The 25,133-nt window shown below is 56.0% G+C and carries 16 protein-coding genes; 13 read left to right on the forward strand and 3 right to left on the reverse strand.

The genetic code is table 11. From position 1 onward, the window contains the following. The first annotated feature begins 63 nt into the window (after positions 1 to 63). From ABD971_RS34675 to ABD971_RS34715, 9 genes are all read left to right on the forward strand, one after another. Positions 64 to 2,061, forward strand: coding sequence for a M48 family metalloprotease (locus ABD971_RS34675; RefSeq protein ID WP_345328342.1), 1,998 nt, complete (start codon positions 64 to 66; stop codon positions 2,059 to 2,061). A gap of 623 nt (positions 2,062 to 2,684) precedes the next feature. Next, positions 2,685 to 3,758: a CPBP family glutamic-type intramembrane protease gene (locus ABD971_RS34680; RefSeq protein ID WP_345328344.1), complete on the forward strand. Its 1,074-nt coding sequence runs from the start codon at positions 2,685 to 2,687 to the stop codon at positions 3,756 to 3,758. Between the two features lie 75 nt (positions 3,759 to 3,833). Then, the gene (locus ABD971_RS34685; RefSeq protein ID WP_339941532.1) at positions 3,834 to 6,863 is read left to right on the forward strand and encodes a VWA domain-containing protein; all 3,030 of its coding nucleotides are present in this window, start codon (positions 3,834 to 3,836) and stop codon (positions 6,861 to 6,863) included. Between the two features lie 289 nt (positions 6,864 to 7,152). Next, a complete protein-coding gene (locus tag ABD971_RS34690) occupies positions 7,153 to 8,655 on the forward strand; it encodes an aldehyde dehydrogenase family protein (protein WP_345328345.1) in 1,503 nt (500 codons plus the stop codon). A 112-nt stretch (positions 8,656 to 8,767) separates the two neighbouring features. Beyond that, the gene (locus ABD971_RS34695; RefSeq protein ID WP_345328346.1) at positions 8,768 to 9,166 is read left to right on the forward strand and encodes a hypothetical protein; all 399 of its coding nucleotides are present in this window, start codon (positions 8,768 to 8,770) and stop codon (positions 9,164 to 9,166) included. Between the two features lie 263 nt (positions 9,167 to 9,429). Continuing rightward, complete coding sequence (locus ABD971_RS34700; RefSeq protein ID WP_339941538.1) at positions 9,430 to 10,839, forward strand: NAD(P)/FAD-dependent oxidoreductase; 1,410 nt, start codon at positions 9,430 to 9,432, stop codon at positions 10,837 to 10,839. A gap of 438 nt (positions 10,840 to 11,277) precedes the next feature. Then, on the forward strand, positions 11,278 to 11,547 hold the full coding sequence (rpsO, locus tag ABD971_RS34705; protein ID WP_339941540.1) for a 30S ribosomal protein S15: 270 nt from the start codon (positions 11,278 to 11,280) through the stop codon (positions 11,545 to 11,547). A 323-nt stretch (positions 11,548 to 11,870) separates the two neighbouring features. Beyond that, positions 11,871 to 14,135 (forward strand): polyribonucleotide nucleotidyltransferase, encoded by a 2,265-nt coding sequence (gene pnp, locus ABD971_RS34710; RefSeq protein WP_339941542.1) that lies wholly within the window; start codon positions 11,871 to 11,873, stop codon positions 14,133 to 14,135. Between the two features lie 285 nt (positions 14,136 to 14,420). Beyond that, a complete protein-coding gene (locus tag ABD971_RS34715) occupies positions 14,421 to 17,132 on the forward strand; it encodes a bifunctional acetate--CoA ligase family protein/GNAT family N-acetyltransferase (RefSeq protein WP_339941544.1) in 2,712 nt (903 codons plus the stop codon). Positions 17,133 to 17,160: 28 nt separating this feature from the next. Here ABD971_RS34715 and ABD971_RS34720 read toward each other — a convergent pair whose 3' ends face one another. After that, complete coding sequence (locus ABD971_RS34720) at positions 17,161 to 18,096, reverse strand: histone deacetylase family protein (RefSeq protein ID WP_345328347.1); 936 nt, start codon at positions 18,094 to 18,096, stop codon at positions 17,161 to 17,163. A gap of 629 nt (positions 18,097 to 18,725) precedes the next feature. Here ABD971_RS34720 and ABD971_RS34725 point away from each other — a divergent pair. The 3 genes from ABD971_RS34725 to ABD971_RS34735 all read left to right on the forward strand — a co-directional run bounded on the left by ABD971_RS34725 (position 18,726) and on the right by ABD971_RS34735 (position 20,684). Then, on the forward strand, positions 18,726 to 20,024 hold the full coding sequence (locus tag ABD971_RS34725; RefSeq protein ID WP_339941549.1) for a DEAD/DEAH box helicase: 1,299 nt from the start codon (positions 18,726 to 18,728) through the stop codon (positions 20,022 to 20,024). 156 nt (positions 20,025 to 20,180) lie between these two features. Next, the gene (locus tag ABD971_RS34730; RefSeq protein WP_339941552.1) at positions 20,181 to 20,312 is read left to right on the forward strand and encodes a hypothetical protein; all 132 of its coding nucleotides are present in this window, start codon (positions 20,181 to 20,183) and stop codon (positions 20,310 to 20,312) included. A 168-nt stretch (positions 20,313 to 20,480) separates the two neighbouring features. Then, a complete protein-coding gene (locus tag ABD971_RS34735; RefSeq protein ID WP_339941553.1) occupies positions 20,481 to 20,684 on the forward strand; it encodes a cold-shock protein in 204 nt (67 codons plus the stop codon). 172 nt (positions 20,685 to 20,856) lie between these two features. Here the strand turns inward: ABD971_RS34735 and ABD971_RS34740 are convergent, their stop codons facing one another. Continuing rightward, positions 20,857 to 22,446 carry an aspartate:alanine exchanger family transporter gene (locus ABD971_RS34740; protein ID WP_345328348.1) on the reverse strand — a complete coding sequence of 530 codons (1,590 nt, stop codon included), beginning with the start codon at positions 22,444 to 22,446 and terminating at the stop codon, positions 20,857 to 20,859. A gap of 166 nt (positions 22,447 to 22,612) precedes the next feature. Then, a complete protein-coding gene (locus ABD971_RS34745; protein WP_345328349.1) occupies positions 22,613 to 24,019 on the reverse strand; it encodes an L-serine ammonia-lyase in 1,407 nt (468 codons plus the stop codon). A gap of 272 nt (positions 24,020 to 24,291) precedes the next feature. On the opposite strand from ABD971_RS34745, the gene thiD reads away from it, so the two are divergent. Further along, a complete protein-coding gene (gene thiD / locus ABD971_RS34750) occupies positions 24,292 to 25,062 on the forward strand; it encodes a bifunctional hydroxymethylpyrimidine kinase/phosphomethylpyrimidine kinase (RefSeq protein ID WP_345328350.1) in 771 nt (256 codons plus the stop codon). The last annotated feature ends 71 nt before the right edge of the window (positions 25,063 to 25,133 follow it).

Consider the following 25,133-nt stretch of genomic DNA (forward strand, 5'->3'; position numbering starts at 1 on the left):
TCATCGAGGGAGCTCTGGTGATGGGATGCGATCTGCTTGGAATCGAAATGAGAAAGACGATCGATGTTTGATTTTCTATCGCGGCAAACGCGTGCGCGTCGCAGCAGTTCGCGGTTCTACGCATTGGTTTTGTTGGCACAAGGCTTAACCGCGGTCGCGACCGGCATGGCAGTCGGTTATTTATTGATGTTCCCGGTGGTGTATGTGGCTGCCGCCGTCGATGCCGGCAAACAGCCGCCGCGATCCGTGTTTCAGTCGTCCGTTACCGAATCGCCGTCAAGGTATTCGCGGCGTCATCGCAATACTCAAGAAATCCTGAGGCGGTTCGTCCACGCGTTCGAGCAACCCACGACCCCCGACACGCGCTGTGTCGATCCGGCGATCGTATTTTGGTACACCTCGCTGTTTGGGATTTCGCTAAGCAGTCTTGGGATCCTGGCAGCGACTTTCTACGAGCGGCGGCGGATTGTCGGCGAAGGCGGCTGGGCAATCGGCTTGGCACTGGGCGGCCGACATCTCAATCAACCACGCTCCGCCAACGAACGAAAACTGGTCAACGTTGTCGAGGAAATGGCGATCGCATTTGGAACAACTCCGCCAGCGATTGTCGTGCTCGACCATGAACCTGGAATCAATGTGTTTGCTGCGGGGCTGGCGACCGACGACAGTATCCTGTGCGTTACCGCCGGAGCAATCAAGTGTTTGCCACGCGAAGAACTGCAAGGCGTGATCGCGCACGAGTTCAGCCATTTGACGCAAGGCGACACACGGCTGGGAACTCAGTTGACTGCGATTCTATATGGACTCAATTCGGTTCGTCTGTGTGCCGAATGGATTTTTCGTATAGGACACGAAACCAGCGAATCCAACGAAGAAGGGGCTTCGTGGGGTTACGTGTGGATGTTGGTAGGGATCGCGATCTGGCCGTTTGGGTTGGCCGGCGCCTTTGCCGCCGCGATGTTAACGTTGGCGATCACCCGATCACGCGAAACATTAGCGGATGCCGAAGCCGTGCAAAAGACTCGCAATCCCGCCGCGATGGCCAAGGCGCTGCGCCGCATCGTCGGGCATCCGCAACGTGGTCAATTGCTGCATCCGCAGACGACTATCGTTGCACCGATGTTGTTTGTGGACTACCACGACAAGCCATGTTGGTACGCCACGCATCCGCCGATAGAAACGCGATTGTTCGCTCTCGATCCGCTTGGCGATGCGACGCCGATTTATCACGAACCGGTTACGAAGCGGCGGCGTGAAGATCATGCGCCCAAAACGGTGGCTGTGATGGAATTGCTGTTTGGAGATAACGACGCGGATGATGGCATGCCCGAACCGTTGACGCCAAGTTCGCCTCAGCCCGCGATTGCAGATACGTATGGGGGTGGTGCAGCGGTCGCAATGCTTGCCGAACCCGCAGCAGTGGTGACGTCATTGTTTCGTCCAGAGACCTTTGCGATTTCGATTCCGATGTTGGTCGGTCTCGAGCCACAGCAGTCGACTTCAGCGTGTGATCCCGCATGGTTGAAAACAATCTGCGACGCAGACGCAGCGACTCAGATCGCATGGTTGGCACAGCTTTGCAGCGACGCCGAAATGATGTCACCCAAGGAACGTAGTCAACTTCGCTTGGCAGCAGAGCAGTGTCGTCGTCGTCTGGGCGATCGTGACTGGGCGCGTCACGCGTCGCTGTGGATGATCGTGCGAGCATCTGAGCCGAATCCACCCGAAGCCTCCTCTGCGTTCGTCCCGCCGCACGAGGTGGCCGGATACTCGCGGATCATCTTGTCAGTGTTGGCGGTCTGCGATGGCGACGATGGCATGGCGGATTACGAGTTCATGCGAGGCTGGTCGCAGTTGCGATTCGCCGATACATCGCGTTTGCCAGCGGCCGAGTTAAGCTGGGACGAATTTGAATCCGCAGTGCAACGGATGTCTCTAGCTCCGCCGTCATCAATCGAGTCGTTGCTGGTCGCGATCGCCAACGTCGTCTCCGGCGATGGCCGAGTCAGCGAGTCCGAGTCCGCGATCATTGCGATGATCCGCACTGCACTGGAGTCTTAAAGCGAGCAGTTTCGTTCACTCAATCCAGCGTCATTCGGCTGTCCGAAATCATTCGTCGCTGCGTACCAACCGCTCATACTTGTGAGCTCCACCGCGGGACGCAGGTACCGCCCCGTCATTTTTACGGGGTTAATGATTGATTGCCGATTGAGCGATCTTGTTTCGGGGAAATGACCGCCAACGGCTTGGAAAGCCGAGCGACAATGGCTCAGACCCTTTGGTTAGCAACTCTTAGTCTTGATCCTAATCTTACTCTTAATCCCGTCTGCGGTAGCCAAGTTTGTCCGGTGACCAGCGGAGAAGAGTACGATTAAGAGTAATAAGTAAAAGCAGGCAAAAAACTGGAGGTTTTAAAGTGCACTGCTGGCCGATGCTTTGTCGGTCACGCCCACATGGACAAACCGGTTTTCACTCTACCATCCGCAACTTCGCTTTTTCAAACTTCTTTTCGAGCATCACGGTGGCGAAAATTTCGTCGACGCCATCGGAATCGTCGTGAATACCCGGCGACCGGTTTGTCGCGTACACTACGGGCTCGCCCAAAGCCCATCACGCATACGGCGGCCAATGGATGTCTCGCGTTGCCGCCGTTTCCCGCGTGCGATCTCTAGGAATGTTTCACCATGGATCCTCGTCCGCCTGAAGACGATCAATCTCACCCCCCCGACTCGGATGCCAGTGCAAGGCCCGATACCGAATCGCCACACCATTTGCCCCCTTCCGAATCACAACCGCTCGAGCCGGCCAATCCGTATGCTCCGGCGTTGCCGCGTGCGCCACATCCTCTGTCCACGGTGGATGAGCTTGCTCCTCCGCTCCACAGTTCGATCGACTTGTCCCCCGAGCGTTTCCGCTGGTGGACCACCATCGCCGTCGTCGCGGCCTCGCTAGGCGTCTTTTTGTTCGTCAGCATGCTGACCTCAGTGCTTGCGTTTTTGATCGTTCATGGTGGTTTCAACCCTCAATTGGTCTCGGATCCCAATGCACTGGGCGATGTGATGAAGTCGCGAACCGGAATCGTGATGATCATCTTGATTCCTCAACTAGCCATGATTGTGCCATCGTTGTTTGCTGCACTGCTGTCGCCTGTGGAAACACGCAAGCGTTTGTCGTTGGTCCGCGGTCGCTGGCCCGTCTGGGTTTGGTTCGCTGCCGCCTTGGCCACGCCGTTGGTGGGATTGATTTCGTCACTGGTCGTCGGCGGCTTTATGGAAGAGAGCGAAAGCTTGAAAGTGATGAGCGAGGCGTTTCGTTTCCACGGTCACAACGGCTTTTTGATTCCAATCGCACTGTTGATCGGAGCGACTCCGGCGCTCTGCGAAGAAATCTTGTTTCGCGGTTATGTGCAGACTCGATTGGCGAAATCCTTCGGCCCGCTTGCCGGCATTTTGGTTTCGTCGTTTCTATTTGCCGCCTTCCACATGGACTTTGTCCACATCGTTGCCGTCTTTCCGCTGGGCGTCTATTTGGGGTTTTTGTCGTGGAAAAGCGGATCGCTGTTTCCCGCCATGCTGGCCCATTTTGTCAACAATGTGATCAGCGTCGTGGCGGTCTGTTTGGCGCCGGCTGATAAGACCGATGTGCTGGGGATGCCAAGTATCGCAATCTCGGTTTTCATTCTGGGATTTGGTATAGTGGGCATTGCCTCCGTCTTCTTTGCCTCGGTTTATTACCGTGATCCGGAAACGATCGGGTAAAAGTGACGGCGGAATAGCGTTGCTACGGATGACAGGCTGGAAGCCTATCCCACACCTTTGGTTGATAATCTGCTCATGATGCTTCCCACGCGACTCGGTTTTGACCAGCCCGGCTACTTGTGGTTGCTGCTGTTTTTGCCACTGTTGTGGTGGTACGGATATCGGTCGCTCGGAGCGTTGGGGCGGTTTCGCCGCGGCTTCGCCTTGCTGTTTCGCACCGTGGTTTGGACCGGCATCGTGTTGGCGCTGGCCGGAGTGCAATTGGTCTGGGTCAGCGATCGCGTGACCGTGATGTACTTGTTGGACCAAAGCGAGAGTATCCCACGAGTCAAACGCCAAGTGATGCTGGATTATGTGATCCGCAATGTCCGTCGGCATCGTGACGGCACTCGCGAAGACCGTGCAGGGATTGTCGTCTTTGGACGCGATGCATCGATCGAGATTCCGCCATTTGACGACGATATTCCTCCGCTGCGTCGGCTCGAAAGCTTGCGGGATCGCACCGATGCGACCAATTTGGAATCGGCTCTGAATCTGGCTCAGGCGTCGATGCCCGAAGACACCTCGCGACGTATTGTGATTGTCACCGATGGCAACGAGAACATCGGGCAAGCTCGCAAGTTGGCTGCGCGTGCGGCCCAAGCCGGAATCGGAATCGATGTGGTTCCCGTGATCATCGATACCAAAAGTGAAGTCTTGGTCGAGAAAATCGACCTGCCCGATAACATCCGCAAAGGACAGCCGTTTGAGGCGCGGATTGTTGTCAGCAATTATTCCGAGGCGGGAAGTGGCGAGCCGGTCGAAGGAAAATTGCGAGTCAAACAGCGTGTCGGTGGCCAAGAGTCGTTGCTGTTAGAACAATCGGTGACGCTCGATGACGGGAAAAATGTCTTCCCGCTTCGCCATCAAATCGAACAGCCAGCGGGTTACACCTACGAAGCCGAATTTGTGCCCGACGCGGCCGACGATGACGGTATTCGCCAAAACAACAGTGCGACGGCGTACACCTACGTCCGTGGCAAAGGGCGTGTGTTGTTGATCGAAGACAAATCGCATATCGGCGACTTTGATTTGATGACCGACGCGCTGCGGGATGCGAACATCGAAGTCGTCCAGCAACCGAGTGACGAATTGTTCGGTTCGCTGGCGGAGCTGCAAGCGTATGACGCGGTGATCTTGGCCGGCGTTCCGCGAGCGGCGGGCGACAGTAGCGAACAAATCTCGTCCTTCACCGACGAACAAATCGACATGCTCGTTCGCAATACGCAGCAGCTCGGCGCGGGGCTGCTAATGATCGGCGGTCCCGAGGCGTTCGGGGCGGGCGGATGGTCGGGCACCGAGCTGGAAAAGGCGATGCCGGTCGACTTCAAAATCAAAAACACCAAAATCCAAGCCGTCGGAGCATTGGCGTGCATCATGCACGCCAGCGAGATGGCCGAAGGCAACCATTGGCAAAAAGTGATCGCGCGGGCAGCCGTGGAACAGCTGGGGCCAGCCGATTACGCCGGCGTTTTGCACTGGACCATGACGGGGGACGCATGGCTGTGGGGCGGTCGCAACGGACTGCTCGAAGTGGGCCCGAATCGCAAGGCGATGTTAACTGCGATCGGACGGATGACCCCAGGCGATATGCCGCAATTTGATCCCGCGATGCGAATGGCCGTCGCCGGTTTGACTCGCACCCCCGCTTCGACCAAGCACTGCATCATCATCAGCGACGGCGACCCGAGCGACCCATCACCCGGCACCATCAGCTCGTTTAAAACCAATAACATCACGATCAGCACCGTGGCGGTCGCGTCGCATGGTTTGACCGAGAGTGCGCGGCTGCGCAAAATTGCCCAAGACACCGGGGGCAAGTACTATCAAGCCGCCAGCGGAAAAGCACTGCCGCGAATCTTTCAGCGTGAAGCTCGTCGCGTGTCGCGGCCGTTGGTCTACGAACCGCCTGGGGGGGCGAACCCACAAGTCATTTTCCCCCACGCGATGCTCGAGGGCGTCGATCGTGTGCTGCCGAATATCAATGGCTTTGTGTTGACGCAGACCAAAGACAGCCCGCTGGCTCAAGTTTTGATCCAATCGCCGAAGCCCGATTCACCCGAGAACGCGACGGTATTAGCGGTCTGGACATACGGACTGGGACGTACCGCGGTGATGACCACCGATGCGGGAGCACGTTGGGCCGCTGATTGGACCGAGTGGGCAGGCTATGACAAGTTTTATGCACAATTGGTCCGTTGGTTGATGCGGCCGACCGGTGACACTGGGAAATTTTCGATTGCGACGCAGGTCCGTGATGGCGAGGTCCAAGTGGTCGTCAATGCATTGGATCAAGACGATTCGTTTCTGAACTTTTTGGATATGAATGCCTCCGCACTCGATCCGAGTTTGAAACCGGTGCCGCTACGAATGCGACAAACCGCGCCCGGCCGCTACGTCGGATCCTTTCCAGCGGACGAAACCGGCAGCTATTTTGTCAACGTGGTCCCAGGACCAGGAGCGTCACCGCTGACCACCGGTGTGACGGTTCCCTACAGCGACGAATTCCGCGTGCGAGAAACCAATCGAGCGTTAATGGAATCACTGGCGGCACTGACACCCCGTGGCGGCAAACCAGGCGAAGTGACGCCGCCGCTGGAGAATCAACTCAGTGAGTCGCTGGTCGATACCAACGCTTTTCGTGGCGGTTTGGCACTGGCCAGAAGTTTCCGTGATGTGTGGCCTTGGTTCGTCCTGGCTAGCTGTGGACTATTTCTCGGTGACGTGTTCGTTCGCCGAGTGGCCATCAATTTGGATTGGATCGGCCGAGCGGTCGGTCGCCTGCGAGGGCAAAAACAGGATCGCGATGCCAGCGTGACCGCGCGGCTTGATGCACTGCAAAAGAGCAAAGACTCGCTGGGCGATTCACTCGAGCGGCGTCGAGCAAGCGTCCGGTTCGAGCCGACGGAAATGGAGGGGACGCCGGTCGATACGTCATCGATTAGTGGCCCCCGCAGCGAAACGAAGCCGATTGCCGAATCCAAACCGGAATCGGCGGGGCCGAGTTACACCGAGCGTCTGCTGGAGGCCAAGCGAAGAGCCAAGAAGGATAAGGGCGAGTCGTAGGATGACCGCAGCGATAGCGGAGTTCCGGCACCGCGGCGAGAAGTGAGAGTATGTGAAAACACTTGTCAGGCGTTAGTGCTTGGCATTCAATAGAAGTAGAGAACGTTTTTATCTCGCAAGCAGACCAATGGGGGCTGCTTCGTGTTAGGTAGCGAAACTCGCGGAGAGTTTCGGTTTGCACGTGAATTGCCGAAAGTCTCTGCGACTTTCGCTACGACTGTGCCCGAAAATCAAATTGCGTCTCCAAAACTAAGACTACTGTCCAGTCCATATTTCGAAGGAGTGTCCGATGTCCGTCGCAACAAACTCACCCGTTCCCGAGTCGCTACAGTCGTTCCTGAGTTCGCCCAAGAAAATGTTGATTGGCGGCAAATGGGTCGAGGCCAAAAGCGGCAAAACATTCGACGTTTATGACCCTGCAACCGATCAGGTGGTTGCTCAAGCCGCGGAGGGGGAAGCGGCAGATGTCGAGCTGGCGGTCGCCGCTGCGAGAAAGGCGTTCGACCAAGGTCCGTGGTCGAAAATGGGCGGATCAGAGCGTTCGCGTTTGATCTGGAAAATCGGTGAACTGATCGAAGAGCACGCCGACGAATTGGCGCAGATTGAAACGCTCGACAATGGCAAACCGTTCGCCGTGGCCAAGGCAGCGGATGTCGCATTGGCGGCCGACATGTTTCGCTACATGGCGGGCTGGGCCACCAAGATCGAAGGCAACACGATACCGATCAGCTTGCCCTATGCTCCCGGTGCCGAGTTTCATGCGTTCACACTGCGAGAACCTGTCGGGGTGGTCGGCCAGATCATTCCTTGGAATTTCCCGCTGCTGATGGCCGCCTGGAAATTGGCTCCGGCGCTGACGACCGGTTGCACCGTAATCCTAAAGCCTGCCGAACAGACACCGCTCTCGGCGCTGCGACTGGGCGAATTGATCGTCGAAGCCGGTGTGCCGGACGGCGTCGTCAATATCGTCACGGGCTTTGGTGAAACGGCCGGAGCCGCGATCGCATCGCATGACCAAATCGACAAGGTCGCATTCACCGGATCCACCGAAGTCGGCAAGTTAATCATCAATGCGGCCACTGGCAATTTGAAACGCGTCAGTCTCGAACTGGGTGGCAAGAGTCCCAATGTGATCTATGACGACGCCGATCTTGATTCCGCGATCGCCGGTGCGGCGGATGCCATCTTCTTTAACCAAGGCGAGGTTTGTAGCGCAGGATCACGGCTGTTTGTACAGAAAGGCGTCTACGACGAAGTGGTCGCTGGCGTCAGCGAGATTGCGAAGAATTTGAAGGTCGGCAGCGGCTTTGACGCATCGACTCAAATGGGCCCGCTCGTTTCGCGGGAACAATTCGATCGCGTGAAGGGCTTTTTGAAAGCCGGAGTGGCAGAAGGCGCCGAGGCCTCCGCAGGCGGCTCGGCACTGGATCGTCCAGGCTACTTTGTTCAGCCGACGGTGCTGAAAAACGCATCAGAGGAGATGTCGGTGGTCCGCGAAGAGATTTTTGGACCCGTCGTTGCGGCAATGCCGTTTAGCGATGAGGCCGAACTCGTCGGTCAGGCCAACAACACCGCTTACGGATTGGCGGCAGGCATTTGGACGCGTGACATTTCCAAGGCGCATCGGTTTGCCAAAGCGGTCAAAGCGGGGTCGGTGTGGATCAATTGTTACAGTGTGTTTGATGCGGCGTTGCCGTTTGGCGGTTACAAACAATCGGGTTGGGGACGCGAGATGGGGCATGCGGTATTGGAGAACTATCTGCAAACCAAATCGGTTTGCGTTAGTTTGTAAGTTGTCGTGGTCGGCCCGACCGCAGCGATAGCGGCATCAAACTTGCACTGTTTCTGTTGGAACGACTTCGATGGTCGACTTTTGACACGAAAAGCAACCCGAAGGTGCAATGATGAATGATCCATTTGTGAAATCCCAGTGGCAGATACTCTGTGAGGACCTCCGGCGATGTGCGAGAGCGATCGCGGTGTCCGAGGAGGATGCGGAGGAATTTGCCCGCCAATCCGAGACGTTTGCCAATCAAGAGCCGCCTGATCGTTATCCCGGCCTGCTCCGAAAAACGGCCGAGGCGGCCGAGTTGGCGGTGCAGTGGCAACAGCAGCGAGGCGAGGAGACGCCGACGGACGCAGGCACGCTGCCGGCTCAGGCGGGCACGGAGCAGACTCACGCGGAAGCGGTGCAGACTCACGCGGAAGCGGTGCACGCCCACGAGGAAGAGATGATCGACGAGGCGTCCGACGAGAGCTTCCCTGCCAGCGATCCGCCCTCGTTCAGTCATGCTCACGCGTAAACCAGGTTCAGCAACGGTGTGCCGCGTCGTGTGGGGTGGTGGGTGAGCGTGCCCGCAAGTAATCGCGACGGGTAGCCTAGACGAAGGGAAATTAGATTGTTGCGTCTCATCCCCTGCCAACGGCAGACGATCTCCCATTAGTCACGCCGGACGGCCGGTGCGTGGGGCAGCCGTGCACCGCACTGGGAATCTCCCCTCGCCGTCGCCTTCATCGTTCGTATTATGGAGGTGTCGAGATCCGCAAATGAACGTTGGAAAATGGGATGAATGAATCGTTGAAGCATGTGGTGATTATCGGAGGTGGATTCGCCGGTTTGAATGCGGCCAAGGCTTTAGGCCGCGACAATCGCGTCTCGGTCACTCTGATCGACCGTCGTAACCATCATTTGTTTCAGCCGTTGCTGTATCAGGTGGCGATGGCGGGGTTGAGTCCTGCGGATATCGCCGCCCCCCTGCGAAGCATCCTGTCCAAAGAAACGAATGTTCGCGTGTTATGTGGCCGAGTCGATTCGATCCAATTGGCCGAACGGACCGTGACCGCGACGTTCGGCAAGGTCAGCTACGATTACTTGCTGGTCGCCTGTGGTGCTCAGCACAGTTATTTTGGGCATAACGAATGGGAGGCGAATGCTCCCGGATTAAAGACGCTCGAGCAAGCTACGGAGATTCGCCGCCGCGTTCTAGAAGCATTTGAAAAGGCGGAATTGACGAAAGATTTGGACGAGCGTCGCAAACAGTTGACGTTTGTCGTCGTCGGAGCTGGGCCGACGGGAGTCGAGTTGGCCGGAGCGATCGGCGAGATGAGCCGTTTCACCTTGGCTCGCGATTTCCGCAACGTCGATTCCAAACTTGCACGTATTATCTTGATCGAAGCGGGGCCGCGGATTTTGCCGATGTTCTCGGAAACACTGTCCAGTCGAGCGATGCGTGATCTGGAATCGCTAGGTGTCCAAACTTGGACGGACAGCCGAGTGACGCGGATCGACGAAAACGGAGTGGATGTGTCGGGGGACCGAATTAACGCCGCTACCGTGTTGTGGGCTGCGGGGGTGCAAGCGTCGGAAATCGGCAACCAAGACGGATTCCAGCGGGATCGCCAAGGCCGCATCCAAGTACAAAAAGACCTCTCGATCGCCGAGCATCCAGAAGTTTTTGTGGCAGGCGATTTGTGCAGCTTTGCAGGAGACAACGAGCGTCCTTTGCCCGGCATCGCGCCGGTGGCGATGCAGCAGGGACGTCACTTTGCCAAGGTCATACGCTGTGAATTGGATCAAAAGCCGAGGCCTGAGTTTCATTATGTCGATAAGGGCCAGATGGCCACGATCGGCCGCAGCCGGGCGATTGCCGAAGTCGGCAAGTACCGCTTGACCGGCTTCCCCGCCTGGTTGGCGTGGTTGGTGGTCCATATTTATTTCTTGACCGGGTTCCGAAATCGGTTGTTCGTGATCCTCAGCTGGACATGGTCGTTCATCTCGTTCCGACGCGGAGCGCGATTGATTTTAGAGAAACATTGGCGGTTCTACGGCAAAGATTCGCCTGCTCAGGACGATGCCCCCAAAATGAGCGGGATAGGGCCTGTGGAGACCATGCCGGTGGCCGTTCGTCAGCCGGAATCCGATGCCGGAAACGTGGACGCACCCATTCCGCCCGTTCCCTCCAAGTCGGCTCGTTAAGTAGCTGGACGGCTAACGAAATCCGCAGTCTTCGTGGGCAGGATGATGCAAGTGGATGCGAGGTTTGCAGGGATAGCTAGCAAGCTGGGGTTGGCGGAAACGTCGGCACACCGGTTATTTGCATCGGGGTGACGTGAGCTGCAGCTTGTTCTGCTCGAGATTTTCCGAGCCATTTGCCCGGACACGAGCGATTTGCCCGGACAATGGGGGGCGAAGTGGTCTGCGGCTGGATGAAGCCCAATAATCCGCAGCGGTACTGTAGGCCGCAAAATGAGAAATCGGTGGTTTCTTTTCTTGGCCAGGGGGCAATTTGGCGTTGCGTGTTTGGCGCGGACCGCTAAACTACCCCGCTTGTAGAAACTGCTGGTAAATTGTCGAAGTCTGTAAGAAAAGACTGTACAAAACAAACGTACTGAAACGAAGCGAAAAGTAATACGAATGACGATTTCGAAAGAACGTAAGTCCGAAGTCATTAAGGAACACGGAAAAGCCAACGATGACACTGGCTCGCCGGAAGTTCAAATTGCGATCCTAACCGAGCGTATTAATGGTTTGACGGAACACATGCGAACCCATCGCAAAGATTACGCTTCACGGCGTGGATTGTTGGGTTTGGTGAGTCGCCGTCGACGTCTGCTGGATTACGTGCGAGGCGAGGACCCACAGCGGTACCTCGATATCATCGGTAAGTTGGGCATCCGTAAATAGCCCACAAAGACGCCGCATTGGTGCGATGGTTGGCAAACAACTCCGCTCGCCCTCTGGTGGCGAGCCGAGATTCTTTTCTCTCTTTTTCGCGCTCCGTGCGGTAGACGGCGGTAGCGCCGTGCGCTGACCGAGATGGGGGTTTGCCTGGGCCAATGGCTAGACTGCCTGCCCTCACCCCCTCTCTTTCTAACCCGGCAAGCCGCACCCCTTTGTTTGAATTGCTCCGCTCCCTACGAGGGAGTCCCGTTGATGGGAGCCGCAAGCGCGGTTCGAGCGATCTCTTGTTGTTGTAATTGAATGTAGGTGGAAGGAAGGTTTCCAAAGTGACTGTGAATAAAATTAGAGTTGAAAAGAAAATCGGACACAGCGTGTTGTCGTTCGAGACCGGCCAATTAGCGAAGCAGGCTGCCGGTAGTGTGATGGTTCAGTATGGTGAGACTTCGGTCCTCGTTGCTGCCGCATCGAGCGACCCGCGTCCTGGTCTCGATTTCTTTCCCCTGATGTGTGATTACCGCGAGCGTTTGGCCGCGGCTGGTAAATTTCCTGGTGGTTTTCTGAAGCGAGAAGGCCGTCCGAGCACCAAAGAAACCCTCAGTGCTCGTTTGATGGATCGCCCGATCCGTCCTCTTTGGCCTGCGGGCTACAAAGACGAAGTTCAAGTGCAGGCGTTTGTTGTCGCCAGCGACATGCAAAACGACGGCGACGTGTTGGCGATGAACGGTGCGGGCGTTGCACTGCACATCAGCGAACTGCCTTTCCAAGGCCCCGTGGCTTCGGTCCGCGTTGGTAAAGTGGACGGCAAATTGGTTGCCTTCCCAACCTTCGAAGACCTCGAGTCGAGCGAACTCGACATGATCGTCAGCGGTTCGCGTGACAAGGTCGCGATGATTGAAGGCTTCGCCAACGAAATGGCCGAAGACGACATGATGGAAGCAATTAATTTTGCCCATGATGTGATTCGTGAAATCATCGAACTGCAAGACGAGCTGTACAAGAAGGTCAATCCTAAGAAGAAAGAGTACGTTGCTGCGGAAGACGATGGATTGTTCCAACGTCTGAACGACGCCTACTACGACGATTTCCGTGCCGCCCAACAAACTTCGGGCAAGCAAGATCGCGCCGAAGCGGTTCGCAATCTGCGTGACCGCGCGATGGGCGAAGTGATTCCTGATCCTAAGGCCGACGGCGCCATCTGCGTTAACCGCTTCAAATCGGTTTGGCACGACTTGGAAGAAAAGGTCGTTCGCGATTTGATCCTCGCCGGCACTCGCCCCGACGGACGTGACAACAATAGCTTGCGTCAAATCTACTGTGAAACCGACCTGTTGCCTCGCGTTCACGGTTCGGCATTGTTCCAGCGTGGCGAAACTCAGGCGTTGATCACGATCACGCTGGGAACCGCACGTGACGAGCAACGTGTGGATGGTTTGCAAGAAGAGTACAGCAAGAAATTCATGCTGGACTACAACTTTCCATCGTTCTCGGTTGGCGAATGTCGCCCCATTCGTGGCCCTGGACGTCGTGAAATCGGCCACGGCTGTTTGGCAGAACGAAGCGTTGCCCCTGTATTGCCAGCCGCCGAAGACTTCCCCTACACGATCCGTGTCATCAGTGACATTTTGGAATCCAACGGAAGTAGCTCGATGGCTTCGGTTTGTGGAGCGACCCTTGGCTTGATGGCTGCAGGCGTTCCGATCAGCAACCCTGTTGCTGGTATTTCGGTCGGCTTGGTGCAAAGCTCGCCTGACAATTGGGTCTTGTTGACCGACATCCTCGGTACCGAAGATCACTTCGGCGACATGGACTTCAAGATTGCGGGAACTCAGAACGGGATCACCGGCATCCAGCTCGACCTGAAGGTCACGGGCATTGGCGATGACGTGATTCGTGCGACGTTGAAGCAATCTCGCGAAGCTCGTATCGAGATCCTTCGCAAGATGTTGACGACGATCCAACGTCCTCGACGCGAGATCTCGTCCACCGCACCTCGTTTGCTTCGCACCAAGATTGCTCCGGACAAGATCGGTGCTCTGATCGGTCCTGGCGGAAAGAACATTCGTGGCATCCAAGAAACCACTGGATGTGTGATCGAAGTGGACGACGACGGAACCGTTTTGGTCGCAAGTTCGAACAAAGAGTCGGCTGCCGAAGCGATGCGTCAAGTCGAAGCTTGCACGGCAACCGTTCAGATCGGCAAGATCTACGATGGCGTCGTCAGCAGCATCAAGGACTTTGGTGCATTCGTCGAAATCCTGCCAGGGCGTGACGGACTGTGTCACATCAGCGAAATCAGCACCGGTTACATCAGCAGCATCGACAAGGTTGTTGCCGTTGGCGATCCAATGAAGGTTTTGGTCATCGATGTCGATGAGCACGATCGCGTGAAGCTGAGCCGACGCCGTGCGTTGGAAGAGCTTGGCGAGGAAGATGAATTGGCATCCGCAGTCGAAGGCGACGACGAAGATCGTGGCGGTGAAGACCGTGGCGGCAGCGATGAAGATCGCCCACGTCGACGTCGTGGCGGCAGCGGCGGCGGCGGTGGTGGTGGTCGTGGACGCAGTGGTGGTGGCGGCGGCGGACGTCGCTAAGCTCCCTTCCCCGGCAGAGGTGACCACCCCATGGTGATCACCGATCCGTCATCTAATTGAATGCACATCAGCGTGCGGCTCGCAATGAGTCGCACGCTGTTTTTCTTTGCTGGGCATGTCGGATGGCGTCATAGGGTTGCCGCCCAGGGGCTGCGTTGGCTGCGAGAACTTGGCTCGTTTGCTACACTAGACCGAGTCTCATCGAGCGGACGCGGTGATGTTGTCGTAGGGTCTATCTGATCCTGCAGATGATTCGCTGCTTCCCTACGGCAAGGAGCCTTTCAAATGCCGACGCGTAATCTCGCGAAAATCTTTAAGCCAAAAAAGGTTGCCGTTATCGGCGCCAGCAACCGCGATGAAAGTGTTGGGCAGCGAGCGTTGCGGAATTTGGTCGCCGGGGGATTTGCCGGAGAGATCTATCCCGTCAATGCAAATTACAGCGAGCTAGAAGGGTATCGTTGTTATCCATCACTGGCTGAGATTGACGCCAGTGGTTCCCCGATCGATCTCGCCATCATCTGTACTCCTGCAGCCAGCGTGCCCAATGTGGTCCGGCAATGTGGTGAGGCGGGGGTGTTAGGAGTGGTGATCCTGTCGGCCGGTTTCCGCGAAGTGGGCAGCCAGGGCGAGCAGATCGAAGCGGAGATCCGCAAAACCGCCAAGTGTTTTGAGGGGCTGCGAATCATCGGGCCCAACTCGCTCGGGCTGATGTCGCCCTACCATCAACTGAACGCCAGCTTTGCGGCGGACGTTGCCACGCGGGGACGAGTTGCATTCATCTCTCAATCGGGCGCCCTCTGTGCTTCGGTCTTGGATTGGGCGGCCCGAGAAGGGATTGGGTTTTCCCATTTCGTCTCGATCGGCAACATGCTCGATGTCGGTGTCGCCGACCTGATCGACTACTTCGCCCAAGACCGCTGGACCGATTCGATCATCTTGTATGTGGAATCGATTCCGCACGCTCGCCAATTCATGTCGGCGGCACGCGCCTTTACCCGCAGTAAACCGATTATTGTTTACAAGGCAGGGCGTTTTGGAGCGTCCGAAAAAGCAGCTGCAACGCACACCGGTGCAATGATTGGGCTGGACAATGCTTACGAAGCCGCGTTGACACGCGCCGGGGCTGTGCGTGTCAGCGAGCTTGCGGATCTGTTTGACTGTGCCGAATTGTTGGCTGGCCAAGAAGCTCCCGCAGGTCCCCGGCTTGCGATTGTCACCAACGCAGGGGGCCCGGGGGTGATGGCAACCGACGCGCTGCTGCAACGCAACGGGACGCTGGCCGAATTGAGCGAAGCGAGTCTCGAGAAACTCGATCGCTTGCTTCCTGCGGCGTGGTCACACGGGAATCCGATCGATGTTCTCAGCGACGCAGACGCATCACGTTTCGGCGACGCCGTGGCGATCGCGCTGGCCGACAAAAACGTCGATGGCGTGTTGGTCGTATTATCGCCGCAGATCTGGACCCAGCCGCTGGAAACCGCGGACGCCGTGATCAAAGCGGCGAATCGGTCACGGAAACCGGTGCTCACGTCTTGGATGGGCGGCGTCCGAGTGCAAGCGGGAATCGAGCGGTTCAGCCAAGCCGGAGTGCCCTCGTACGCGACACCCGAAAAAGCGGTTGCCTCGTTCATGTATTTGGTCCAGTACGCTCGCAATCGAAGCATGTTGTACGAGACCCCTCGTTCGGTGCCGATTGAATTTCAGATTGATCGTGAGCATTTGCATGCGATTTTTCGTGAACGCGTTGCGGCCTGTGACAGCGATTCGAATGATTATGAAACACTGTCAGAACTGGATTCAAAATCGCTACTCGATGCCTACGGAATTCCGGTCTGTCAATCATTTCCTGCGGCGGATCAGGCTGCGGCACTTAAGATCGCCGATCAGATCGGGTACCCGGTGGTGATGAAAATTCACTCGCCATCAATTGTGCATAAAACCGATGTCGGCGGAGTGGCTCTCAACTTGATCGACCGCAATGCAGCAGCCAAGGCGTATGACCAGATCATGTTGCAGGCTAAGCAAAAGCGTCCGGACGCGAGAATCGAAGGAGTCACGGTTCAGCGAATGGTGGTCGCCCCGTGGGGACGAGAGCTTTTTGTCGGGGCCAAGCGAGGCCCGGTGTTTGGCAGCGTGTTGATGGTAGGGCTGGGAGGAACCGCGACCGAATTGCTGTGGGACCGCACCTTTGAACTGCCGCCGCTGAGCGAACGATTGGCGCGGAGGATGCTCGAGTCGCTACGCGCTTGGCCGCTGCTGGGCGCCTATCGCGGCCAAGCCCCCGTGGATCTCGACCGCTTGATCGAGGTCTTGATGCGGATTAGCTATCTGGTTGCCGATGCCCCCGAAATCATGGAAATGGATATCAATCCATTGTTGGCGACACCCAACGAAGTGCTTGCGTTGGATGCGCGAATTGCGTTTCAGCGAGAAGCCGTCTTGCATCCTCCCGCCCCCTATTCGCATCTCGCGATTTGTCCCTACCCAACTCAATTCACGCGTCCCATGCAGCTTGTCGATGGCACGGAGGTGTTGATGCGAGCAATTCAGCCCGAAGACGAACCGATGTGGTGCGAATTGATCTCTAGCTGTTCGCCCGAGTCGATCCAGATGCGATTTCGCTACATGTTTCGCTCGGCAACGCATGAGTTGGCGTCACGTTACTGCTTTAATGATTACGACCGCGAGATAGCGATTGTCGCCGAGATCGAGCAAGGCGGACGCAAAATGCTAGCCGGGGTGGGGCGGTTGGTTGCCGATGCCGACCATCACGAAGCTGAATTTGCAATTTTGGTGGGCGATGCGTGGCAGGGGCACGGACTTGGTGCCGCATTGATGGATTACTGTTTGCAGATCAGCCGGCAAATGAAATGGAAGCGAATCGTCGCCGAGATCGCTCCTCAAAACCGTCGTATGCTGGAGATGTTTTCCAAGCGAGGCTTTATTCTTAATCGCATGATCGCCGCAGACGTCGTGGTTGCAAAGAAAGATCTGTAACGTGTTGGGCGTGCCGCGACTGCAATTCCTAGCTCTCTTCCAGCAACGTTTCGAGGTGATTGCTGACGCTTTCGGCTAACGCGTGCGGGTTGTAGCCTCCTTCGAGAACGCTGACGATCCGTCCGTCGGTGTATTGCTTGGCAACCGAAACAATGTCTTGGGTGATCAAAGTAAAATCTTCGCTCGACAGACCAAGTGATCCGATCGGGTCGAGTCGATGGCTGTCAAAGCCTGCACTGACCAACAGCAATTGGGGGGCGTTTTTTTCGGCGAGACTGAACATTGCATCGCGAAACCTTTGACGCTGAATTTCAGCAGAGGTGCCAAATTCGATCGGCAGATTGAGTGTCATGCCTGACGCTTCCCCGATGCCTGTTTCGTCTTCCATTCCGCTGTAGGGATAAAGCGGAGATCGGTGCATCGAGAGAAAGCTGACTCGAGGGTCGGCATAAAAGATATCTTGGGTGCCGTTGCCGTGATGAACGTCAAAGTCGACGATCATGACATGTTCGAGCCCCAGCGTTTGGGTGGCGATGCGAGCTCCGATTGCGATGTTGTTGAACAAGCAGAATCCCATCGCTCGATCGCACGTGGCATGGTGGCCGGGCGGCCGGATCAAGCAGAATGCGGTCTTGTCTTCACCGGCGACCACGCGCTGGACGGCATCGGCGACGGCTCCGGCGCCAAGCGTCGCGGCATCATAGGACCGCAGGCTGACGACGGTGTCTTCATCGACCGCGCCTCCCCCACGTTCGGATAGGCTGCGAACCGCTTGAATATGGTCGGCGGTATGGACAAGCCTCAGCTGTTCCATCGACGCCGGTTCCCAGGCGGGGCGGTGGCAAAGGGCATCGAGCCCGAGAAAGTTCAGTCGACGCATCACCGCTGCGAGCCGTCCCGGATTCTCGGGATGCTCGCCGGTTTCGTGTTCTTGGAACAGGTAGTCGTAATAAAATAGTGTCATAAGCCCTAGGATCCCTTCGCGTGCATCTATTATGCACCGAGAATCTTTGGATTGTCACTTGGCTTAACTGTGCCAGGTGAGTACACTTCGCAGAGAAGCCCCAGCATTTCGTACTGATTTTCTGGGGGTGATGGTCGAAAATAAGCGAGTAACGCGGATTTTTCGAGTGAGAGCGGGGTTTTTTAACTCCGGGAGTCTCGCTTGAAACGGAAGCGTTTTTCGGCCAAACGGGATTTCTGATTGCAGAGTTGGACCCTCTTGCTACCCCGTAAAATGGGTGCCGGCACATTCGCCGCACAATATTGCTGCCAACTATCGGTTGTGTTAACCGCTCTGGAAAGCTGCCGGCGTCGACGATTCGACGCTCCGGATTCTGTGACTTTCTTGTTTGTCCAGAGTTATCGTCCTTACGGACGGTTAAACGATTCCAATTGTCGGTGCGCTCGCGTTCCTATCGGAAAAGCGGATGCAGGGCTTGCGGATTCTAACACAACGATTACTCCATCCCCCCATTTTAGACTGACGCGGTTGCATTGAATGCCAAGCGTGGGTCGAGCCTGTTCCGCAATGTGTGGGTAGGCAGTGAGGCGTCGATGGATCCCCAAAACAATCTTCCTAGGAAAACTTTTTTGAAGACATTTGACGAACTCGATTTGATTGCTCCCCTGAAACGTGCAATTTCCGACGAGAAGTACACCACGCCAACCCCCATCCAAGCTCAAACCATTCCTGCAGCACTCGAAGGACGCGACGTCCTTGGCTGTGCCCAAACGGGTACCGGAAAAACTGCTGCATTTGCGTTGCCGATCTTGAACCAGATCGGTGGCGAGCATCGCAAAGCGGCTCCCAATCGACCGTTGGTCCTCGTGCTCGCTCCGACGCGTGAACTTGCTATCCAGATTGGTGAAAGCTTTGCCACCTACGGCAAACATCTCCGTTTACGGCAAGTGCTGGTTTACGGTGGCGTTAGCCAAGGCAACCAAGTCCGCGCCCTGAATCGGGGAGCCCATATTTTGGTTGCCACTCCGGGCCGCTTGATTGACTTGATGGACCAAGGCCACATTGATCTTCGCCAACTTGAAATGTTCGTGCTCGACGAAGCCGACCGCATGCTCGACATGGGCTTTTTGCCTGCACTTCGCCGCATCATCAGCGAATTGCCGCAGCGTCGCCAATCGCTGTTTTTCTCGGCGACGATGCCACCGAAAATTACGGATCTTTCGCAAAGTTTGTTGCGTGATCCGGTGACCGTAAACGTGACTCCCAAATCGACCAGCGTCGAACGAATTGCCCAACAGCTGTACTTCGTCGAAAAGGGCGGAAAGTTAAAGTTGTTGGAAAAGATTTTGGTCGACGAAAAAGCCGATCGAGCCATTGTCTTTACTCGCACCAAGCGTGGCGCAAACGTCTTGGCGGAAAAACTGGATCGCAACGGATTCAAGGCGGTTGCGATTCACGGCAACAAGTCACAAAGTGCTCGCCAACGTGCACTCGAAGCGTTTCGTCGCAATAAGGTTCAAGTCCTCGTGGCGACTGATGTTGCGGCTCGCGGTATCGATATTGATGGCGTCACGCACGTGGTCAATTACGACATTCCCAACGAACCCGAAAGTTATGTACACCGCATCGGGCGAACCGGGCGAGCGGGTGCCGAAGGGGTCGCGATTTCGTTCTGTAGTGATGCCGAGCGAGGTGAGTTGCGGGAAATCGAGAAATTTATCGGGTTGAAATTACCGCTGGCGCCGAATCAGCCGCCACAACAACCCCGCGATCCGAATGCCGCCAAACCGAAACAGGGCGGCGGGGCACGTCGTGCACCGTATCGCGGTGGCGGTCGAGCCAATCGCGGCAGTTCGCATGCCGCCGCGGCGGCCAGCCAAGGAAGTCGTCGCCCAAGACGCAAACAACGCGCAAAGCAAATTAACTAGGTTTCGCAGAAATGTCCGCTTTGCGGCGGTGTAAACCAGGAAAAATGAAGCAATTTGCTTTAATCCGCGGGGTTAAAGCAGCACGACAGAACGATCCCTTTTTGGAGAGAGACTATCGCAAAAAACCAAAATACCTTCGCCAAGCGACAACGCGAGATGGAAAAGAAGTACAAGGCTCAGGAAAAGCTGAACCGACGTGCACAGCGCAAGCTTGATCAGGAGAACGGAGTTGTTCCGGTCGTTGCAATCGACGAAGAATCCGAAGAAGATTTGGATAACGACGTTTAAAGTTCAACAACACACGATTTGATTTGATATAATCGACCCCGCCTAAGGATGGTTTATTACCTACGAGGACGGAGTCGTTAACGTAGACCTCGGTGCAGTTCGATTCGCAAGAACGTTTCTTGCGATTGAAAACGGCACAATTGTTTTGAGAGTATTGGAAGAGAAGAGATGGCAGAAGGCAAAATCAAGCGAGTTACCGACAAGGGATTTGGTTTCATTGAAACCGACTCGGGTAGCGACATGTTCTTTCATAGTTCGGCACTGGAAGGTGTTAACTATGACGACCTACGTGAAGGTCAACTCGTTTCGTACAACGTGGGCAGCGGACCGAAAGGCCCTCGTGCTGAAAACGTACAACTGATTGAAGACTGATTGATCAATCTGATCGATATCTAACATAAGCACTGAGAGCCTTAAAACTCTCGGTGTTTTTTTATGCGCCGATGTCCTCGCAATCACGGTTGCAGCGGAGGTTGTCGAGCTGGAAAAAGCGGCAAGCGTTGTGGCCACATCATCGTGGCACCCCAGGCGTGTCCGACTTTGCTTACATCCAGTTCAAGATCTCGACCAACAACGGGCCTAGAATCGTGATCATGACCAAGGCAACCGGATACGCCGCGACGTAACTGGTCACCGGTTGGCTTGATTCGGTCGCCCCGGTCAAAACCGCAAGCCCTGGGGTCGAGGTCATGCCGCCACAGGTGGCGCCGAGATTCTGCAGCAGCGATAACCCAAACACGAATCGTGCCATGCAGTAGCCGATCAGTAACGGGAAACTAACGATCGCCAGCGCCGCGAAACAGAGCACCAATCCATGTTCCGCCAGAACGGGGCCCACGTTTTTGCCTGCTTTGATTCCGGCATCCGCTAAAAATAATGCCAACCCGCTTTCGGTCATCAACATCATTGCCGCAGGAGGAAAGGAGCCTCGGATCGGGCCGACCTTGCGAAAATGTCCTAGCAGCAGTCCGACCATCAAAGGACCTCCGGCGATTCCAAGTGAAACCGTCAGTCCTTCGAAATCCAATTCGGCATGACCGACTAAAATTCCAATCGCAATTCCAATCACAACCGATAGCAAGTCGGTCTCGTTTAGTGTCCGCGGTCGATGCCCGACAATGGGCTCGATATTGGCAAGGTTGGACGACTCGCCCACCAACGTGAGACGGTCGCCGAACAAGATTTGAGTTTGCGAGGAGGGGACAAACTCGATTTCATAGCGACGGATTCTTGCGACCGTGACCCCATAACGCGAGCGAAGTTTCAAAGCCTTGAGCGTATGTCCGTAGATCTCTGGCGACGTGACCACCACGGTTTTGCGTTCGTGGTCCGCATCTAGAATCGCTTTTTCCTCTTCATGCAGCACCCCGAGTGTCTCGGCAACGCGAGCAATCTCGCTGTACTCGCCGAGCAGCATCACGCGATCTCCGATGGCGAATGCATAGTCCGGTGGCGTCGGTGTCCATCTCGATTGGACCAAGACTCGCGAAATTTGGCAGCGAGAATCCGATAGCACTTCCACTTGGCTTGGCCGTTTTCCCACGATTCCTGGATTCACGATTTCAACCATGCGTCGCTGAATTGACGAATCTCGGAGGGCATCGGAATCGCTGCTGGAGGGCGTGGGAGCGATCGATTCGGGCGAGGCCCATTTGAATGCGAGCTGCACAAATAAGACAACGCTAATAATTCCGATCGGATAAGCGACCCCAAATCCAACGGCGACAGCGGCAGGATCCTCGACCGATTCGCTGATCGCTCCGAGTGCCGGAGTGCTGGTCATCGATCCGGCCATCAATCCGCCTGCCAGATCCGCAGGGAGGTCCAAAAGCTTGGCACAGCACCATGTTATCGCGGCGCCGGTGACGACGATGACAGCACCGAGACACGCCATCACCTTGCCTCGTGATGCCAAGCCGCGAAAAAAAGTAGGCCCTGCAGAGATGCCGACACAGTAAACAAACAGCGCTAACCCCAGCGTCCCAAAGCCATCGGGGATTGTCCAACCAAAGTGGCCAACCAGCAATGCGACGAACAGAATCGCCGAGGTTCCAAACGAGATCCCTAGAATCGACATTCGGCCAAGAAACAGACCGGCTGCAATAATACAAAGCAGAATGACAAGCGGGGACATTTGAGCGCCTTCCTAGCCGAAAACGAAATACAAATCAGCGGCTGTTTCTAACCGATTGACTGTTTGGTTGCGACGCCAAGAAAATCGTCGGAAGCCAAATCCCCCCAGTCCCCGGCCCAAGGGACGCGATGCGGACACGCTTTCAAAAGACTTTTGCCGGCTTCATTTAGCAGTTGATGACGTTGACCGCCAAACCGCCGAGGCTTGTCTCTTTGTACTTCGATTGCATATCGACGCCGGTTTGCCGCATCGTCTCGATCACTTTGTCCAGCGAAACACAGTGTTCGCCGTTACCGTACAGCACGGCAAGACGAGCGGCGTTGATCGCTTTGACGGCACCCATCGCATTGCGTTCAATACAGGGCACCTGCACCAACCCCGCGACTGGATCGCAGGTCAGCCCGAGATTGTGTTCCATGCCGATTTCCGCGGCGTTTTCGATCTGAGCCGGGGTCCCGCCCATGACCGCGGCGAGTCCTCCCGCAGCCATCGAACAAGCGACTCCTACTTCGCCCTGGCATCCCATTTCCGCCGCCGACAACGAAGCGTTGCGTTTATAGAGCATGCCGATCGCCGCGGCCGTTCTCAAGAAGGTGTGGATCGCTTGCCGATCGACGCTAGGATCGAAGCGAGCGAAATAGGCCAATACGGCCGGAATCACTCCGGCTGCCCCGTTGGTGGGTGCCGTCACGACACGGCCTCCGGCGGCGTTTTCTTCGTTCACTGCCAGTGCGAACAGAGTCACCCAGTCGATATGGGCGAGCGGATCGATGCTGCCGTTGGGCAACGACAACGTCCCTTCGACTGGCGAAATGCCCGACAATTTTTTGTAGATCCCAGGGGCTCGACGCTGAATGTTCAATCCGCCTGGCAAGATACCTTCGTGTCGACATCCCATTTCGATGCTGTGGTTCATCGCTTCCCAAATCTGATTTAATTCGTATTCGATTTCCTCGGCACTGCGAAACGTCAGTTCGTTGTGTTGCACCAGTTCGCTGATCGTCAGCTTGTTTTCGTCGCATTGACGCAGCAACTCGGCGGCGCTGTGAAATGGGAACGGCGCAGTACGATCCCGGCTGAGTGGATTGGCGGCGTCTGCGATTTCATCATCCTCGACCACAAATCCGCCACCGACCGACAGATACGTCTTTTGCAATAAGGTCTCACCCGATCCCGTCAACGCGGTGCAACGGATCCCATTAGGATGCTCGGGAAGAAAGGTATCGCGATGAAACAGTAGGTCTCGTTCGATATCGAAATCGATTGAGTGTTTCCCGATCCAAAGCAGGACGCGATCGGATTGGATTTTGGCAAAACGCGGGTCGATCGATTCGGGATCGACGGTGCGAGGATGTTCGCCGCACAGTCCAAGCACAGCCGCCCGGTCGGTGCGGTGCCCTTTTCCCGTCAATGCCAACGATCCATAAAGATCAATGACAATCCGGGCTACGGATTTTGCCGTAGCTGCCTGGTCCAACGCTTTGGCAAAACGCTGCGTTGCAATCATCGGGCCCACGGTGTGGGAACTGCTTGGGCCGATCCCGATTTTCAACAAATCAAACAGACTGATCATGGTGCAAGTCTTTTTTGTCACAGATGAAGCGTGTCAACGAAACGAGGTGGACAAGCCGCTATCGCCAAAACTGCTAACCGTCCGAAAGAGCTCTAGTTGACCGAGTGATCTGCGGGGGCGTAAGCGGACGGGGACCAAATGCCACCTACGGCAATCCAACCTGCGGTTTAGGCTATTGCTACTCAAAAAGACCGTCGACTTATGCAACACTCGACACGCATCTATTCTAACATAACGGTTTTAATTGACTCTTGACTTCGAGGGCCCCTACGATGCATGTTGCCTTGACGATCGCCGGTTCGGACCCTTCGGGCGGGGCGGGCTTGCAAGCGGATTTGAAGACATTTCACGCCAATCATGTTTACGGAACCAGTGTGGTGACCTTGTTGACGGTTCAAAACACGCAAACCGTTGACGCCATCAAAATGATTGAGCCCAACTTTGTGCTGGCTCAGTTGGACGCTGTGCTTGACGACATTCCGCCGACGGCCGCCAAGACAGGTGCCCTGGGAAACGCCGCGATGATCGAAGCGATCGCCGAGCGTGCTGCTTCGTTTCGTTTTCCTTTGGTGGTCGATCCTGTCATGATCAGCAAACATCGAGTGCCGCTGCTAGACGATGCTGCGGTGGATGTGCTCGAGCGACTGCTGTTGCCGCATGCGTTTTTGGTGACGCCGAACCGAATGGAGGCGGCTCGTTTGACCAACACCAAGGTGGATGATTGGGAATCGATGGAAACGGCTGCCAAAACGATCCATGCGATGGGGGCGAAAAACGTGCTGGTCAAAGGCGGAGAAATCGGAACCGAATCGGTCGATTTGCTGTTAACTGACAATCGTTTCCATCGGATTGGCGGCGAGCGAATCCACAGCGAAAACACGCATGGCAGCGGATGTGTACTTTCGGCAGCCATCACGGCAAGTCTTGCCAGAAACAAGCCCTTGCTTGATGCGGTCGAGCACGCGAAGCAATTTATCGTCGAGGCGATTCGTACAACGCCCAAGCTGGGCAAGGGATTAGGGCCGCTGAATCTGATTTTCTGATAATCTCATTGCTTCGTAGAATTCGATCCTCGATAATCCCAATGGTTGCGGATGACCAAGCTTGGCCCAAA

The organism is Novipirellula rosea (genome assembly GCF_039541335.1).
Taxonomy (GTDB): Bacteria; Planctomycetota; Planctomycetia; order Pirellulales; family Pirellulaceae; genus Novipirellula; species Novipirellula rosea.

Excerpts from the sequence above, each read along its gene's own strand:
- ABD971_RS34695 (WP_345328346.1), top strand. The coding sequence starts at position 8,768 with ATGAATGATCCATTTGTGAAATCCCAGTGGCAGATACTCTGTGAGGAC.
- ABD971_RS34690 (WP_345328345.1), top strand. The coding sequence starts at position 7,153 with ATGTCCGTCGCAACAAACTCACCCGTTCCCGAGTCGCTACAGTCGTTC.
- ABD971_RS34730 (WP_339941552.1), top strand. The coding sequence starts at position 20,181 with ATGGAAAAGAAGTACAAGGCTCAGGAAAAGCTGAACCGACGTGCACAG.
- ABD971_RS34720 (WP_345328347.1), bottom strand. The coding sequence starts at position 18,096 with ATGACACTATTTTATTACGACTACCTGTTCCAAGAACACGAAACCGGC.
- ABD971_RS34715 (WP_339941544.1), top strand. The coding sequence starts at position 14,421 with ATGCCGACGCGTAATCTCGCGAAAATCTTTAAGCCAAAAAAGGTTGCC.
- ABD971_RS34735 (WP_339941553.1), top strand. The coding sequence starts at position 20,481 with ATGGCAGAAGGCAAAATCAAGCGAGTTACCGACAAGGGATTTGGTTTC.
- ABD971_RS34685 (WP_339941532.1), top strand. The coding sequence starts at position 3,834 with ATGATGCTTCCCACGCGACTCGGTTTTGACCAGCCCGGCTACTTGTGG.
- thiD (WP_345328350.1), top strand. The coding sequence starts at position 24,292 with ATGCATGTTGCCTTGACGATCGCCGGTTCGGACCCTTCGGGCGGGGCG.
- rpsO (WP_339941540.1), top strand. The coding sequence starts at position 11,278 with ATGACGATTTCGAAAGAACGTAAGTCCGAAGTCATTAAGGAACACGGA.
- ABD971_RS34740 (WP_345328348.1), bottom strand. The coding sequence starts at position 22,446 with ATGTCCCCGCTTGTCATTCTGCTTTGTATTATTGCAGCCGGTCTGTTT.
- ABD971_RS34745 (WP_345328349.1), bottom strand. The coding sequence starts at position 24,019 with ATGATCAGTCTGTTTGATTTGTTGAAAATCGGGATCGGCCCAAGCAGT.
- ABD971_RS34675 (WP_345328342.1), top strand. The coding sequence starts at position 64 with ATGTTTGATTTTCTATCGCGGCAAACGCGTGCGCGTCGCAGCAGTTCG.
- ABD971_RS34680 (WP_345328344.1), top strand. The coding sequence starts at position 2,685 with ATGGATCCTCGTCCGCCTGAAGACGATCAATCTCACCCCCCCGACTCG.
- ABD971_RS34700 (WP_339941538.1), top strand. The coding sequence starts at position 9,430 with ATGAATGAATCGTTGAAGCATGTGGTGATTATCGGAGGTGGATTCGCC.